At 72.6% G+C, this 14,687-nt stretch carries 12 protein-coding genes; 11 read left to right on the forward strand and 1 reads right to left on the reverse strand.

Annotated features, from left to right (window positions below; translation table 11 throughout):
* Positions 1-137 precede the first annotated feature (137 nt).
* The 3 genes from BJ999_RS11430 to ilvC all read left to right on the forward strand — a co-directional run bounded on the left by BJ999_RS11430 (position 138) and on the right by ilvC (position 3,593).
* Positions 138-2,009, forward strand: a complete 1,872-nt coding sequence (locus tag BJ999_RS11430; RefSeq protein ID WP_268247740.1) for an acetolactate synthase large subunit — start codon at positions 138-140, stop codon at positions 2,007-2,009.
* A gap of 5 nt (positions 2,010-2,014) precedes the next feature.
* Positions 2,015-2,539, forward strand: a complete 525-nt coding sequence (gene ilvN / locus BJ999_RS11435; protein WP_179833280.1) for an acetolactate synthase small subunit — start codon at positions 2,015-2,017, stop codon at positions 2,537-2,539.
* A gap of 70 nt (positions 2,540-2,609) precedes the next feature.
* Positions 2,610-3,593 (forward strand): ketol-acid reductoisomerase, encoded by a 984-nt coding sequence (gene ilvC / locus BJ999_RS11440; protein ID WP_179833281.1) that lies wholly within the window; start codon positions 2,610-2,612, stop codon positions 3,591-3,593.
* A gap of 83 nt (positions 3,594-3,676) precedes the next feature.
* On the opposite strand, the gene BJ999_RS11445 is transcribed toward ilvC, so the two are convergent.
* Positions 3,677-4,465, reverse strand: a complete 789-nt coding sequence (locus tag BJ999_RS11445; RefSeq protein WP_179833282.1) for a hypothetical protein — start codon at positions 4,463-4,465, stop codon at positions 3,677-3,679.
* 140 nt (positions 4,466-4,605) lie between these two features.
* Between BJ999_RS11445 and BJ999_RS11450 the strand changes: the two genes are divergently transcribed.
* The 8 genes from BJ999_RS11450 (at position 4,606) to BJ999_RS11485 (ending at position 14,554) form a co-directional block, all read left to right on the forward strand.
* Positions 4,606-5,211 (forward strand): PadR family transcriptional regulator, encoded by a 606-nt coding sequence (locus BJ999_RS11450; RefSeq protein WP_179833283.1) that lies wholly within the window; start codon positions 4,606-4,608, stop codon positions 5,209-5,211.
* Positions 5,208-5,924, forward strand: a complete 717-nt coding sequence (locus BJ999_RS11455) for an ABC transporter ATP-binding protein (RefSeq protein ID WP_179833284.1) — start codon at positions 5,208-5,210, stop codon at positions 5,922-5,924. Before BJ999_RS11450 ends, BJ999_RS11455 begins: the two co-directional genes overlap by 4 nt.
* Complete coding sequence (locus BJ999_RS11460; RefSeq protein ID WP_179833285.1) at positions 5,921-7,897, forward strand: FtsX-like permease family protein; 1,977 nt, start codon at positions 5,921-5,923, stop codon at positions 7,895-7,897. The genes BJ999_RS11455 and BJ999_RS11460 overlap by 4 nt, the downstream gene beginning before the upstream one ends.
* A 55-nt stretch (positions 7,898-7,952) precedes the next feature.
* Complete coding sequence (locus BJ999_RS11465) at positions 7,953-9,515, forward strand: DUF2079 domain-containing protein (protein WP_179833286.1); 1,563 nt, start codon at positions 7,953-7,955, stop codon at positions 9,513-9,515.
* 365 nt (positions 9,516-9,880) lie between these two features.
* Positions 9,881-10,537 (forward strand): thymidylate synthase family protein, encoded by a 657-nt coding sequence (locus BJ999_RS11470; RefSeq protein WP_229809842.1) that lies wholly within the window; start codon positions 9,881-9,883, stop codon positions 10,535-10,537.
* A 175-nt stretch (positions 10,538-10,712) separates the two neighbouring features.
* Positions 10,713-12,302 (forward strand): phosphoglycerate dehydrogenase, encoded by a 1,590-nt coding sequence (gene serA, locus BJ999_RS11475; RefSeq protein ID WP_179833287.1) that lies wholly within the window; start codon positions 10,713-10,715, stop codon positions 12,300-12,302.
* Between the two features lie 502 nt (positions 12,303-12,804).
* Positions 12,805-13,446, forward strand: coding sequence for a (2Fe-2S)-binding protein (locus BJ999_RS11480; RefSeq protein WP_179833288.1), 642 nt, complete (start codon positions 12,805-12,807; stop codon positions 13,444-13,446).
* Positions 13,447-13,504: 58 nt separating this feature from the next.
* On the forward strand, positions 13,505-14,554 hold the full coding sequence (locus BJ999_RS11485) for a 3-isopropylmalate dehydrogenase (RefSeq protein ID WP_179833289.1): 1,050 nt from the start codon (positions 13,505-13,507) through the stop codon (positions 14,552-14,554).
* The last annotated feature ends 133 nt before the right edge of the window (positions 14,555-14,687 follow it).

Here is a 14,687-nt window from a genome sequence, read left to right on the forward strand (position 1 = left end):
ACGGCCGTGCCGGACGCGGGTGTGGCGGACGACACTACCGTCTCGACATATGAGACAAAGCGTCCAAGGATTTGACCGGTGGCCGGACATCGGCGAAAGTGGGCACGTGCAGAGCACCTCCACCATCCTCGTAGTACTTGGTCGGCGCGCAGGCTGACCAAGCTTTTCGTCCTGCGCGCCTCCCCTCGACCGCCTCACGGCGGCGGGGGTTTTTTGTTGCCCGGCGAGCCAACACTCACTCCCCAAGGAACCGCAGAATCATGACGACCGAACAGATGACGGGAGCCCAGGCGCTGGTCCGCGCCCTGGAGAACGTCGGCGTCGACACGGTGTTCGGCATCCCGGGCGGCGCGATCCTCCCGGCGTACGACCCGCTGTTCGACTCCAGGAAGCTGCGCCACATCCTCGTCCGGCACGAGCAGGGCGCCGGCCACGCCGCCCAGGGCTACGCGATGGTGACCGGCAAGGTGGGCGTCTGCATGGCCACCAGCGGGCCGGGCGCGACCAACCTCGTCACGGCGATCTCCGACGCCTACATGGACTCGGTGCCGATCGTGGCGATCACGGGGCAGGTCGCGTCCTCGCTGATCGGCACCGACGGCTTCCAGGAGGCCGACATCGCCGGCATCACGATGCCGATCACCAAGCACAACTTCCTGGTCACCCAGGCCGAGGACATCGGCCGCACCATCGCCGAGGCGTTCCACATCGCGGGCACCGGGCGGCCCGGCCCCGTCCTGGTCGACATCGCCAAGGACGCCCTCCAGGCGACGGTCGGGTTCGAGTGGCCGGTCGCGCTGCAGCTGCCCGGGTACCGGCCCGTCACCCGGCCGCACTCCAAGCAGGTCCGCGAGGCGGCACGGCTGATCGTCCAGGCGCGGCGCCCGGTGCTGTACGTCGGCGGCGGGGTGCTGAAGGCGGGCGCGGCCGCCGAGCTGAAGGTGCTCGCCGAGCTGACCGGCGCGCCGGTCGTCACCACGCTGATGGCCAAGGGCGCGCTGCCCGACAGCCACCCGCTGAACATGGGCATGCCGGGCATGCACGGCGCCGTCGGCGCCGTCGGCGCGCTGCAGCGCGCCGACCTGCTGGTCGCGCTCGGCGCCCGGTTCGACGACCGCGTCACCGGGAAGCTGGACGGGTTCGCGCCGCACGCCAAGGTCGTGCACGCCGACATCGACCCGGCGGAGATCTCCAAGAACCGGCACGCCGACGTCCCGATCGTCGGGGACGCCCGCGAGGTGATCGCCGACCTCGTCGTCGCCCTGCAGAACGAGAACGAGGCGGGCCGCAAGGGCGACTACACCGACTGGTGGCGCCAGCTCGGCGCCTGGCGCGAGACGTACCCGCTGGGCTACGACACGCCCGCCGACGGCTCGCTGTCCCCGCAGTACGTCATCGAGCGGATCGGGCGGATCGCGGGGCCGGAGGCGTACTACGTCGCGGGCGTCGGCCAGCACCAGATGTGGGCCGCGCAGTTCATCAAGTACGAGCGGCCGGGCGCGTTCCTGAACTCCGGGGGCGCCGGGACGATGGGGTACTCCGTCCCGGCGGCGATGGGCGCCAAGGTCGGCGCGCCGGACACCACGGTCTGGGCGATCGACGGCGACGGCTGCTTCCAGATGACCAACCAGGAGCTCGCGACCTGCGCGATCGAGGGCATCCCGGTCAAGGTCGCCGTGATCAACAACGGTAACCTCGGGATGGTCCGGCAGTGGCAGACGCTCTTCTACAACGAGCGCTACTCCAACACCAACCTTCACTCGGCCAAGCGGATTCCGGACTTCGTCAAGCTCGCCGAGGCGTACGGTTGCGTCGGCCTGCGCTGCGAGAAGGCCGAGGACGTCGACGAGGTCATCGCCAAGGCGATGGAGATCAACGACGCCCCCGTCGTGATCGACTTCGTCGTCCACCAGGACGCCATGGTGTGGCCGATGGTCGCGGCCGGCACCACCAACGACGACATCAAGATCGCCCGGGACATGGCTCCCGACTGGGAGAACGGAGACTGACCCCGATGAGCCTGCACACCCTCTCGGTGCTGGTGGAGAACAAGCCCGGCATCCTGGCTCGGGTCGCGGCGCTGTTCTCCCGGCGCGGCTTCAACATCGAGTCCCTCGCGGTGGGCACCACCGAGCATCCGGAGATCTCCCGGATGACGATCGTGGTGAACGTCGCCGACCTGCCGCTGGAGCAGGTCACCAAGCAGCTCAACAAGCTGATCAACGTGCTGAAGATCGTCGAGCTGGATCCCTCGGCGTCCGTCCAGCGCGAGCTCGTGCTGGTCAAGGTGCGCGCCGACGCCGAGACCCGCTCGCAGGTCCTGGAGACCGTGACGCTGTTCCGCGCCAAGGTGGTGGACGTCGCGCCCGACGCCGTCACGATCGAGGCGACCGGCAACCGCGACAAGCTGGACGCGTTCATCAGGATCCTGGAGCCGTTCGGCATCAAGGAACTGGTGCAGTCGGGCATGGTGGCCGTCGGCCGCGGTGCCCGGTCCATCACCGACCGCTCGCTGCGGGCCATCGAGCGCAGCGCCTGACCCGCGACCCGGACGCCGCCCCGCGGGCGGCACCAACACACCAACGAAAGGCAACAGCACTGTGGCTGAGATGTTCTACGACGACGCCGCCGACCTGAGCGTGATCCAGGGCCGGCACGTGGCGATCATCGGCTACGGCAGCCAGGGGCACGCGCACGCGCTCTCGCTGCGCGACTCCGGCGTCGACGTGCGGGTCGGGCTCCGCGAGGGGTCGGCCAGCCGGGAGAAGGCGGAGGCCGAGGGCCTGCGCGTGGTCACCCCGGCGGAGGCCGCCGAGGAGGCCGACCTGATCATGCTGCTGGCCCCCGACCACCACCACCGGGAGATCTTCGAGAAGGACATCAAGCCCGCCCTCGTCGAGGGCGACGCGCTGTTCTTCGGCCACGGCTTCAGCATCCGCTACGACCTCGTCCAGCCGCCGGAGGGCGTGGACGTGGCCATGGTCGCGCCGAAGGGCCCGGGCCACCTCGTGCGCCGCCAGTTCGTCGCCGGGCGCGGCGTGCCGGTGATCGTGGCCGTGGAGAAGGACGCGTCCGGCAACGCCTGGCCGCTGGCGCTGTCCTACGCCAAGGCCATCGGCGGCCTGCGCGCGGGCGGCATCAAGACGACCTTCACCGAGGAGACCGAGACCGACCTGTTCGGCGAGCAGTCGGTGCTGTGCGGTGGCGTCTCCGAGCTGATCAAGACCGGGTTCGAGGTGCTGACCGAGGCCGGCTACCAGCCGGAGGTCGCCTACTTCGAGGTCCTGCACGAGATGAAGCTGATCGTCGACCTGATGTACGAGGGCGGCGTGTCCAAGATGTACTGGTCGGTGTCCGACAACGCCGAGTACGGCGGCTACAGCCGCGGCCCGCGCGTGATCACGCCGGAGACCAAGGCCGCGATGAAGAAGATCCTCGGCGAGATCCAGTCCGGCGAGTACGCCAAGGAGCTGGTGGACGAGTTCGAGGGCGGCCAGAAGAAGTTCACGCAGTACCGCGAGGAGCTGGCCCAGCACCCGATCGAGAAGACGGGCGCCGAGCTGCGCCCGATGATGAGCTGGCTCAACGACTGAGCCGTTCCGCGGCGGCGCGGGGACCGGTGCCCGGTCCCCGCGTTCTCGCATGCCCGCGAGCCCCGCGCGGGGGGCTCGCGGGCTCAGCGGCGCAGGCGGCGGCGAATCCTGTCGCGCAGTGAGGCGGGCTCGGCGGCCTCGGCCACGAGCAGGGCCAGGTGGCCGCCCTTGGTGAAGTAGACGGTGACGTCCTTCGGGCCGGCGGCCCGCCGCTGCGCAGCCGTCTTGACCCCCTCGGCGCGCGCCGAGCCGAAACGGGCCTCGCGGGTGACGCCGAGGGCGGTCGCGGTGACGTGCACGTCCCAGCGCCCCGGCTCCACGGCGGCCGGGTCGGCGACGACCTCGAACCCTCCGGCGCGCCCCGCGCGGGGGTCGGCGATGAAGCCGTGCTCCTTGCCGGACGCGCGTTCCCGCAGGACGACGTCGACGGACGTCCGTCCGGTCTCGACGCGCTGGAGGGCGGCGACGCCGCGGATGCGCACCTTCCTTCCCTGCCAGCAGACGGCCTCCAGGCGGTGCTCGACGCCGACCTCGGTGGTGATGTCGGCGTCATGCCGGGAGACGCCGCGCAGGTAGGGGTACATCGCGTAGATCCGCCCGCCGACCACGACCGCGCCCGCCGGGGTCCCCTCGACCTCGTCGCGGATCATCCGCTCCAGCTCCTCGCGCAGGCCGTGCTGGATGCAGAACGCCCTGAGCCGCGCGGACGCGGGCATCGCGGCGCGGGCGGCCTCGCTCAGCCCCTCCTCGCCGAGGACGCGGCGGGTACCCTCCACGAGCCGCTCCCGCTGGGGGCCGTCGAGGGCCAGGAAGCGGTGGTCGTACACGCGCAGGAGGTCGCGCAGGACGCTGATGGCGTTGTCCGAGGTCACGGGTCATCTCCTGATCGGCCGGGGACATCGGTCACGGTAGGGCCCAGCTCGATCGCGCACAGTGAAAACCGGACGGTGTGTCTCCCCGGATGCATACTCGGTATTGCCTGCCGCATACTCGGTATGCATACTTGGTAGGCATGTCCATCCGTCACGGTCTGCTGGCCCTGCTGTCCCAGGGCCCCCGCTACGGCTACCAGCTGCGCGCCGAGTTCGAGTCGTCCACCGGCGCCACCTGGCCGCTCAACATCGGCCAGGTCTACTCCACCCTGTCCCGCCTCGAACGCGACGAGCTCGTCACGCGCGTCGGCGCCGACGACGAGGGCCGGTTCGTCTACCGGATCACGCCGGCGGGGGAGCAGGACGTGCGGCGGTGGTTCTCGACCCCCATCGCCCGCTCCGACCGGCCCCGCGACGAGCTGGCGATCAAGCTGGCGATGGCCGTCACCACGCCCGGCGTCGACGCCGCGCACGTCGTCCAGACCCAGCGCACCGCCACGCTGCGCACCCTGCAGGACCTCACCCGCCTCAAGGCCGACGCGCCCGCCGTCCCCGCCGACCAGGGCGACCGCGCGTGGCGGCTGGTCCTGGAATCCATGATCTTCCAGGCGGAGGCCGAGGTCCGCTGGCTGGACCACTGCGAGGCCTACGTCGCCCGCGCCGAGCCCTCCGCGCCGTCCGCCCCCGCGGCCCCGTCCGTCCCGGTCGAGGCGCCCGCCCCGGCCGACGAGGAGGCGCGGCGATGAGCGTGCTGGCGATGCGGGAGGTGTCCCGCGACCACGGCGCCGGCCCGTCCCTCGTGCACGCGCTGCGCGAGGTGACGCTGGACGTCGCGGAGGGCGAGTTCGTCGCCGTGATGGGCCCGTCCGGCTCCGGCAAGTCGACCCTGCTGGCGCTGGCCGGCGGGCTCGACCGTCCCACCTCCGGGCAGGTCCTGGTGGACGGCGCCGACCTCGGCGGGCTCGGCCGGGCCGGGCGGGCCGCGCTGCGCCGCCGCAGCGTCGGCTACGTCTTCCAGGACCTCAACCTCATCCCGAGCCTCACCGCGGGCGAGAACGTCATGCTGCCGCGCGAGCTGGACGGCGCCCGCGCCCGCACGGCCCGCCGGGAGGCGCGGGAGGCGCTCGCGGAGGTCGGCGTCGCCGAGCTGGCCGACCGGTTCCCCGACGAGATGTCCGGCGGCCAGCAGCAGCGCGTCGCGATCGCCCGCGCGCTGGTCGGCGAGCGTCGGCTCGTCCTGGCCGACGAGCCGACCGGGGCGCTCGACAGCCACACCGGCGAGGACGTCCTGCGCGTCCTGCGGGCCCGCTGCGACGCGGGCGCGTCCTGCCTGATGGTCACGCACGAGTCGCGGCACGCCGCCTGGGCCGACCGGGTCGTGTTCCTGCGCGACGGCCGGATCGTCGACGCCACGCCCCGGCCGACCGGCCCCGAGAGCCTCCTGCAGGAGAAACTGTGAACCGCTACGTCTTCGCGCTGCGCATGGCCCGCCAGGACGCGCTGCGCGCCAAGGGCCGCACGGCGCTCGTGCTGTGCATGATCGGCCTGCCGATCGGCGTCGTCGTCGCCCTGGCCGTGCTGCGCTCCACCTCCGAGGCGGGGATCGAGGGGCCGTCCGGCGCCCCGAGCGGCGCCGAGTCGGCCGTGCTCGCGATGATCATCGCGATGGTCGTGCTGGAGGTCGTCCTGCTCGCCGGGCCGGCGTTCATGGTGGACGTCCGGCGGCGGCGCCGCGACCTCGCGCTCGTCGCGGCGTCGGGCGGCGCGGGCCGGCACCTGCGCGCCGTCGTGCTGGCGAGCGGCCTGCTCCTCGGCGGGATCGCCGCGGTGGCCGGGGCCGGGCTCGGCATCGCCGCCGCGGCCGTCGTCGCGCGGGCCGCGGACGGACCGGACGGCTTCGGACCGTTCACCGTGCCGTGGACCGTGGTCGCCGTGACGATGCTGTTCGGCGCGGGCAGCGGCCTGCTCGCCGCCCTGGTGCCCGCGCGCCAGGCGGGCCGGATGGACGTCGTCGCCGCCCTCGCCGGACGCCGCGAACCGCCCGGCCGGGCGCGGCGCGGCCTGCCGATCGCTGGCGGCGTCCTCGTCCTGGCGGGCCTGGCGGCGTCCCTGGAGGGCGTCCGGGCGCTGCGCGAGTTCGGCGCCGCGCTCGGCGCCGCCGCGATCATCATCGGTCTCGTGCTCGCCTGCCCGTGGATCGTCGGGACGACCGGGCGGCTCGCGCCCCGGCTCCCGCTGCCGCTGCGCCTCGCCGTCCGGGACGGCGCCCGCAACCGGGCCCGCACCGCGCCCGCGGTCGCCGCGATCATGGCGGCCGTGGCGGGTGTCACCGCGCTGGCCATCGGGGGCGTCAGCGACTTCCGGCAGCGGCAGGTGGAGTACCAGGCGCAGCTGCCCCACGGCTCGGCGCTGATCCGGCTGCCGCAGGGCAGGGACGAGGAAGCCGCCGCGGCCGTCGTCCGGCGCGACCTGCCGGGCGTGCCGGTCATCCCCCTGCGCACCCTTCCCGGGCCGGACGGGGTCTGCCTGTCCGAGGACACCTCGAAATGCCCCGCGCTGACCTTCTCGGCCGAGCATGACGGGGCGGCCCTGAACGAGATCCTGCCGATCGTGGTCGGCGGCGCGCGGGAGGCCCGGATGCTGCTCGGCCGCAACGACGCCGGGGTCGCGTCGGCGCTGGACGCGGGCAAGATCGTCCTGTTCCGGGTGCGTCCGCTCGACCACGGGACGGTCACCGCCAAGGTGACCTACTGGGACGACGACCGGCAGCACACGATCGCGACGATCAAGAACCTGCCGGCCGTGGCCGCCCACGGCGACCCGCACGTGCCGGCCATCGTCCCGCCGCAGGCCGCGGAGAAGCTCGCCGAGAAGGCCGGCGTGCCCATCCGGACGGAGGCGTACGGGGTGGACCGCGCCGACCACCGGGTCACCAAGGCCGAGGAGGCCCGGCTGACCAGGAGCATGGAGACCTTCGGCCACGACTCCGGCGCCGTCCACGTCGAGCGGGGCTTCACCGAGTCGTTCGGGAGGATCACGCTGATGCTCGGCGCGGCCGCGGCCGTCCTGGCGCTCGGCGCCACCCTGATCGCCACCGGGCTCGCCGCCGCCGACGCCCGTCCCGACCTGGCCACCCTGCGCGCCGTCGGCGCCCGGCCCCGCACCGGACGGCTGCTGACGATGGGCCGGGGCGCCTTCATCGCCGCGCTCGGCTGCTGGCTCGGCATCGCCGGCGGGCTCGTCCCCGGCCTCGCGGTGACGCGCCCGCTCACCGACGGCGTGGAGGAGAACGGGGCCGCCCCGCACGGGACGGTCGTCGACGTCCCGTGGCTGCTCCTGCTGACGCTCGCGATCGGCGTCCCGCTCGTCGCGGCGTGCGCGGCCGGGGCGGTGACCGGCGGCCGTCTCCCGGCCCGCCGGACCCCGGGGTAGCGACGCCCGCCGGGCCGCTCGGCCACGCGCCGCCGCTGGTGATAGCGTCCGGCGCGTGGTCGAGGCGATTGCGGTGCAGGGACCGGCCGGCGGCTCCTCCGCACGCCGCGGGGGCGCCGCCCGGCGCCGGCGCGCCGCCCTGGCGGCACTGGTCGCGGCGAGCGCGCTGCTGTACGCGGCGTACTCGCTGATGCGGCTGCGCGCCTTCCGGACGGGCAGCTACGACCTGGTGATCTTCGACCAGGCGATCCGGTCCTACAGCCGGTTCGGCCCGCCGGTCGCCATCGTCAAGGGCGTCCACAACGACTTCGGCCCGGACTTCTCGATCCTCGGCGACCACTTCTCGCCGATCCTCGCGCTGCTCGCGCCGCTCTACTGGATCCACGACGGCCCGGCGACCCTGCTGGTCGCGCAGGCCGTCCTGCTCGCGCTCGCGATCCCGCCGATCTGGCGGTACACCGAGCGCCGGCTCGGCGCCCGCGCCGCCTACTGCGCCGCGGGCGCCTACGCGCTGTCCTGGCCGATCGCCGAGGCGCTCGCCTTCGACTTCCACGAGGTCGCCTTCGTCCCGCTGCTGTCGGCGCTGATGGTCGAGCGGCACGACGCCGGACGGCGGCTCCAGGCGGCCGCCGCCGCGTTCGCCCTGCTGCTGGTGAAGGAGGACATGGGGCTGCTGCTCGCGGGCTTCGGCCTCTACCTGCTCACCCGTCCCACCGGCGGCGGGCGGCGGACCCTGCGGGGACTCCTGCCGCCAGGCGACCGGCGGGCGGGCCTCGCCTACGTCGCGGTGGGGCTGGCCGCTACCTGGGTCTGCTCCCGCGTGGCCGTCGCGGCGTTCGGCGGGGACAACGACTACTACTGGGCGTACGGGGCGCTCGGCCCGGACCTTCCCCACGCGGCGGTGCACGCCCTCACCCATCCATGGGACGTCGTGCGCGTCCTCGGTGACCCGCCGCGGAAGCTGCTCACGATGGCTCTGGTGCTGCTCCCGCTGCTTCTTCTGCCGCTGGCGTCCCCGCTGACCCTCACCGCCGTCCCGCTGCTCGCCGAGCGGATGCTCGCCAGCCGGTTCGGCAACTGGTGGGAACCGCACTACCACTACAACGCCTTCATCGTCGCCGTGCTCGTCCTGGCGGCGGCGGACGGCGCGGCGCGGTTGCGCGGACGGCCCCGGATCGCGCGAGGCGCACTGGGACGGCTGCCCTCCGCCGCGCCGATGGCGGGGATCCTCGCGGTCACCGTCGCGTGCGTGCCCTTCTTCGCCTACCGCCACCTGGCCGATCCCGCGCTGTGGCGGCCGAACGAGCGGGCGCGGGCGGCGTCCGCGGCCGTCGCGCGCATCCCGGACGGCGCGCTCGTCGAGGCCGCCAACGGCCTCGGCCCGGCGCTGACGTCCCGTGCCCGCGTGCTGCTGTGGGACGACCGCTCGCACGGCGCGCCCTGGGTGATCGCCCAGGTGGAGCGGCTGGAGTTCCCCTTCGGCTCGCCCGCCGAGCAGCGGCGGCGGGTCGAGGGGCTGAAGGCGGAGGGGTACCGGGAGGTCTTCCGGGGGGACGGCTACATCGTGCTGCACCGGGACGTCCCTGCCCCCCGGGTCCCTGGTAGCGGGAACCCCTGATAAGGCGAAACGCGGCTTTTGGACGGATTGTCCGATGACCGATCATCGTCGCACGGGTAAGAATCCCAGTGAAGGTGCCGATCGGCCAATTATCCCTACCCTTTCTGGGTACTTTGCCAGATACTTGAAGAGAGTTGTTACGGCCGCGGCCGGCGCGGGAGGAACCCGTGCGAACACCCCGTGACCTCGGCCGGAGCGGGCCTTGGGGCGTGGCATGAGCGGTGTGAGGCTGAACGGCGGCGAGGCGGAGGCACCGGTGGGCGGTGGCCCGGAATTCCTCGCCCGGCGGGCAATGCGACGGGCGGGCGAATCCCCGATGATGCGCGCGGTGGACCGGGGAACCGGTCACGGCGAGGAGCCGTGACATGCCGGGGCGGGAGGGCATGCCGGGGCGGGAGGACAGGGACGTCCTGCGCTTCGAGACGTGCGGGCGGGCGTGGGTCGGCGTCCTGCGGCACGTGTGGGCGGCCGGGGAGGCGGGGCTGGAGGACGGCGGGCCCATCATCGAGGGGCCGCCGCTGCTGTTCGAGATCTGCTCCCTGAGCTGGGAGGACCCGATCCTGCGCGAGTACGGCGACCGGGCGCGGCTCGTCCGCAGGGCGCAGGAGCGCACCCGCCGGGTCGTCCGCGGGCGGTTCTGGCCGCGGCTGCACGACCTGCAGGGCCACGACCAGATCCGGTGGGTGGTGGACCTGCTGCGCGCGAGACCGTGGACCACCAGCGCGTGGATCTCGCTGACGATCCCCGGCGAGCCGGCCGACGGGCTGCCGGCGCTGACCGCGCTGTCGTTCCGCATCCGCGGCTACCGGCTGATCATGACGGCGATGTTCCGGTCGCAGAACATCCACCGCGCCTACCTGGCCTACATCCCGCTCCGCGAGGTGCAGGTCCAGGTCGCCGACGAGCTGGGGCTGCCGCCCGGGCCGCTGCGGGTGTTCGTGGACGTCCCGCACGTGCACGTCGGCGACGCCGAGCGGGTCGCGTCGGTGCTCGCCTCGGTGCCGGAGCCGAACGCCGCCTGACGAGACCGTCACGACGCGGGACGAACCGGAGTTACTGGTGGGTGTTTCCCCACCGCGAACCGCCGCCGCCGCCGGGTTATACACTCACCGGAGGGGGCGAGGGCACGACGAGGTGACTCGCGACTTCACCTGCACAGCACACGAACACCTACTTTTTTCGAAGGACTGTTTCCACTTGAGCAAGCTCGTCGTCCTCGTCGCAGAAGAACTCTCCCCGGCCGGCATCGCCGTCCTGGAGGCCGACTACGACGTCCGGCACGTCGACGGCAGCGACAAGGACCAGCTGCTGCCCGCCGTCGCCGACGTGGACGCCCTGATCGTCCGCAGCGCCACCAAGGTCACCGCCGAGGTGTTCCAGCACGCCAAGAAGCTCCGGGTCGTCGCCCGGGCCGGCGTCGGCCTCGACAACGTCGACGTGGAGGCCGCCACCAAGGCCGGCGTCATGGTCGTCAACGCGCCCACGTCCAACATCGTCACCGCCGCCGAGCACGCGATCGCTCTGCTCCTGGCCACCGCCCGGAACGTGCCGCAGGGCCACTCCGCGCTCAAGCAGGGCGAGTGGAAGCGCTCCAAGTACACGGGCGTCGAACTCCAGGGCAAGACCGTCGGCGTGCTCGGCCTCGGCCGCATCGGCGTCCTCGTCGCCCAGCGCCTCGCCGCCTTCGACATGAACGTGATCGCGTTCGACCCCTACGTCCAGGCCGCCCGCGCCGCGCAGCTCGGCGTGAAGCTCGTCACCCTCGACGAGCTGCTCCGCGAGAGCGACTTCATCACCGTCCACCTGCCGAAGACGCCCGAGACCCTCGGCCTCATCGGCGACCGCGAGCTGCAGCAGGTCAAGCCGTCCGTCCGCATCGTCAACGCCGCCCGCGGCGGCATCGTCGACGAGGCGGCCCTCGACCTCGCGCTCAAGGACGGCCGCGTCGCCGGCGCCGGCATCGACGTGTTCAGCACCGAGCCGTGCACCGAGAGCCCGCTGTTCCACCACGACAGCGTCGTCGTCACCCCGCACCTCGGTGCCAGCACCCACGAGGCGCAGGAGAAGGCGGGCACCCAGGTCGCCCGGTCCGTGAAGCTCGCGCTGTCCGGCGAGTTCGTCCCGGACGCCGTGAACGTGCAGGGCGGCGCCGTGGCCGAGGACGTCAAGCCCGGCCTGCCGCTCGCCGAGAAGCTCGGCCGCATCTTCACCGCCCTCGCCGGCGGCGTCCCCGTCCGGCTGGACGTGGTGGTCCGCGGCGAGATCGCCGAGCACGACGTCAAGGTGCTGGAGCTGGCCGCGCTCAAGGGCGTCTTCGTGGACGTCATCGAGGAGGCCGTGACCTTCGTCAACGCGCCGCTGCTGGCCCGCGACCGCGGCGTCGAGGTCACCCTCACCACCAGCGAGGACAGCCCCGACTGGCGCAACGTCGTGCAGGTGCGCGGCACGATGTCCGACGGCTCCGTCGTGTCGGTGTCGGGCACCCTCACCGGCCCCAAGCACGCCGAGCGGATCATCGAGATCAACGGCTACAACATGGAGCTCGTCCCGACCGAGCACATGGCGTTCTTCTCCTACGTCGACCGCCCCGGCATCGTCGGCGCGGTCGGCAAGCTGCTCGGCGACGAGCAGGTCAACATCGCGGGCATGCAGGTCGGCCGCGACGCCAAGGGCGGCAAGGCGCTCATCGCGCTCACCGTCGACTCGGCCGTCGCGCCCCAGCTCGTCGACGCCATCACCCGCGAGGTAGGCGCCGACATGGGCCGCCGCGTCGACCTCGAAGGTTAGTCTCGACGGATGAGCTTCGGGCGGGCGTCCGGCCATGTGCCGGACGCCCGCCCATCTCATATGCCGAGATTTTGAGCCACGGGTCGGGACAACTCGCCGAACCGGGGGTAGCCTCGCAGTAGTCATGCGGCGCTTCGTGGTAATCCTTCGCTGCCGCAGCGGGGCCTGATCATCGGCAGGCCGGCACCCGCTGCGGAGGCTCTGCCCGGCCCTGAGTCCGATGCCGCGCCGGACCGTGCGAACCACGGCCCTCCGGCGGCCCCTCTGGCCATCAGCCCAGCGATCGGAGCATCCCATCATGAACGAGATCCAGAACAACGCCCCCGCCGAGGACGCCCAGGAAGAAGCCGCCCGCGCCCTGCAGACGGCCCTGGACCGCAGAGCAGACTGATTCACCCTCTCCTTCGTGCTCGACGTGGGCCCGACGGAGGAGGGCACTGCAATAAGCACCTGCCAGACTGGGGAAGTGGCGGGCGAAGTCAGGGGCTCAGAGGTTTCCGGCGTGCTGGAGCGCGTGGCGGAGCTTGGGCCCTACTTCGAGCTCGCCACCGAGGACGTCTCGGGTGATGCTGCTTGGAGGGCGTTCCCCGGGGGTGTGGGGCCGCTGCGAGAGGTCGCCCGTGACCATGCCGGACGGCTGGGGACGGATGAGACCCGTGTGGCGGCCTCGCTGCTCTTTCAGGGACTCGCGGCGCGGATCTGGTCGCCGGTCGTTGCCGCGGGGAGCCTCGGGGTCGTTCCCGATCTTTCGGGGTTGCGGTGGCGGGGGGCGCCGGGTGAGCCGATCATGCTGGGGCTCGCCGATGTCCGCGGGTGGCGGGTGGGGAGCGTGGCCGAGGCCGTCGAGATCGTCCATCCCATGGTCGTGGACGGGCTGCTGCGGCCGCTGCGGGACGCGATGCTGGGCTTCGTCAAGCTCGCGGACGGGCTGGTCTGGGGCAATGCCGCCTCGGCTCTCGCCGGGAGCCTGAACGTCGGAGGCGCCGATCCCGGGCGGGCCGCGATCGTGCGGGCGTTGCTCGCGCGCGAGCCGCTGGCCGGGGCCGGGTCCTTCGGGTCGCGCGGGTTCGTCCGGAACAACTGCTGCTTGTATTACCGCGTCCCTGGGGGCGGCATGTGCGGAGACTGTGGGCTCGTGCGTTGAATGCCCGCGATGTGAGACGGAAGCCCAAGCACTGAGACGTTTGCAGTAGAGTTCGCGCATGGCTTCGCGCAGCATTCGTCTGGCCGTCATCCCGGGTGACGGGATCGGCCCCGAGGTCGTCGCCGAGGGACTGAAGGTCCTCGACGCCGTGTCCGGCGACCTCGCGTTCGAGCAGACCTCCTACGACCTGGGCGCCGCCCGGTGGCACCGGACGGGGGAGACGCTGCCCGACTCGGTCCTGGCCGAGCTGCGCGAGCAGGAGGTCATCCTGCTCGGCGCCGTCGGCGACCCGAGCGTGCCGAGCGGCACCCTGGAGCGCGGGCTGCTGCTGCGGACCCGGTTCGAGCTGGACCACTACGTCAACCTGCGCCCGGTGAAGCTGTTCCCCGGCGTCAGCACCCCGCTGGCCGGCGTCACCCCTGACGACATCGACATGGTCGTCGTCCGCGAGGGCACCGAGGGCCCGTACACCGGCGTGGGAGGCGTCCTGCGCAAGGGCACCCCCCACGAGGTCGCCACGCAGGAGAGCGTCAACACCGCCTACGGCGTCGAGCGCGTCATCCGGTACGCGTTCGAGGTCGCGGCGTCGCGGCCGCGCAGGCGGCTCACGCTCGTCCACAAGGACAACGTGCTCACCTTCGCCGGGGACCTCTACCAGCGGACCCTGAAGCGGGTCGCCGAGGAGTACCCGCAGGTCACGACCGACTACTGCCATGTGGACGCGGCCACGATGTTCTTCGTGAGCCAGCCCCGGCGGTACGACGTCATCGTCACCGACAACCTGTTCGGCGACATCATCACCGACATCGGCGCCGCGATCGCCGGCGGCATCGGACTCGCCGCGTCCGGGAACGTCAACCCCGACCGCACCGCGCCGTCGATGTTCGAGCCGGTGCACGGCAGTGCCCCCGACATCGCAGGGCAGGGCAAGGCCGACCCGACCGCCACGATCCTGTCGGTCGCCATGCTGCTCGACCACGTCGGCGAGGGCGAGGGTGCCCGCCGCGTCGAGCAGGCCGTCTCGGAGGACCTGGCCGAGCGCGCCGCGCTGGGCGCCCGGTCCACGTCCCAGATCGGCGACGCGATCGCCAAGCGAGTATCCGGCTAGGGGCACGCCGCCTCCGGCCAGACCGGGCGTGCCCTCGCGGCGCGCCCGGTTTTCCGTATGCGCCGCGCATGGAGGAGCAGGTCTAGACGAAGTAGGACAATGGGGACTAGGAAGCCGATGCGGCGATGGGGCC

Origin of the sequence: Actinomadura citrea (genome assembly GCF_013409045.1) — a bacterium.
Taxonomy (GTDB): domain Bacteria; phylum Actinomycetota; class Actinomycetes; order Streptosporangiales; family Streptosporangiaceae; genus Spirillospora; species Spirillospora citrea.

Coding starts and splice junctions, on each gene's coding strand:
- ilvN (WP_179833280.1), top strand. CDS start 2,015: ATGAGCCTGCACACCCTCTCGGTGCTGGTGGAGAACAAGCCCGGCATC.
- ilvC (WP_179833281.1), top strand. CDS start 2,610: ATGTTCTACGACGACGCCGCCGACCTGAGCGTGATCCAGGGCCGGCAC.
- BJ999_RS11450 (WP_179833283.1), top strand. CDS start 4,606: ATGTCCATCCGTCACGGTCTGCTGGCCCTGCTGTCCCAGGGCCCCCGC.
- BJ999_RS11455 (WP_179833284.1), top strand. CDS start 5,208: ATGAGCGTGCTGGCGATGCGGGAGGTGTCCCGCGACCACGGCGCCGGC.
- BJ999_RS11470 (WP_229809842.1), top strand. CDS start 9,881: ATGCCGGGGCGGGAGGGCATGCCGGGGCGGGAGGACAGGGACGTCCTG.
- BJ999_RS11485 (WP_179833289.1), top strand. CDS start 13,505: ATGGCTTCGCGCAGCATTCGTCTGGCCGTCATCCCGGGTGACGGGATC.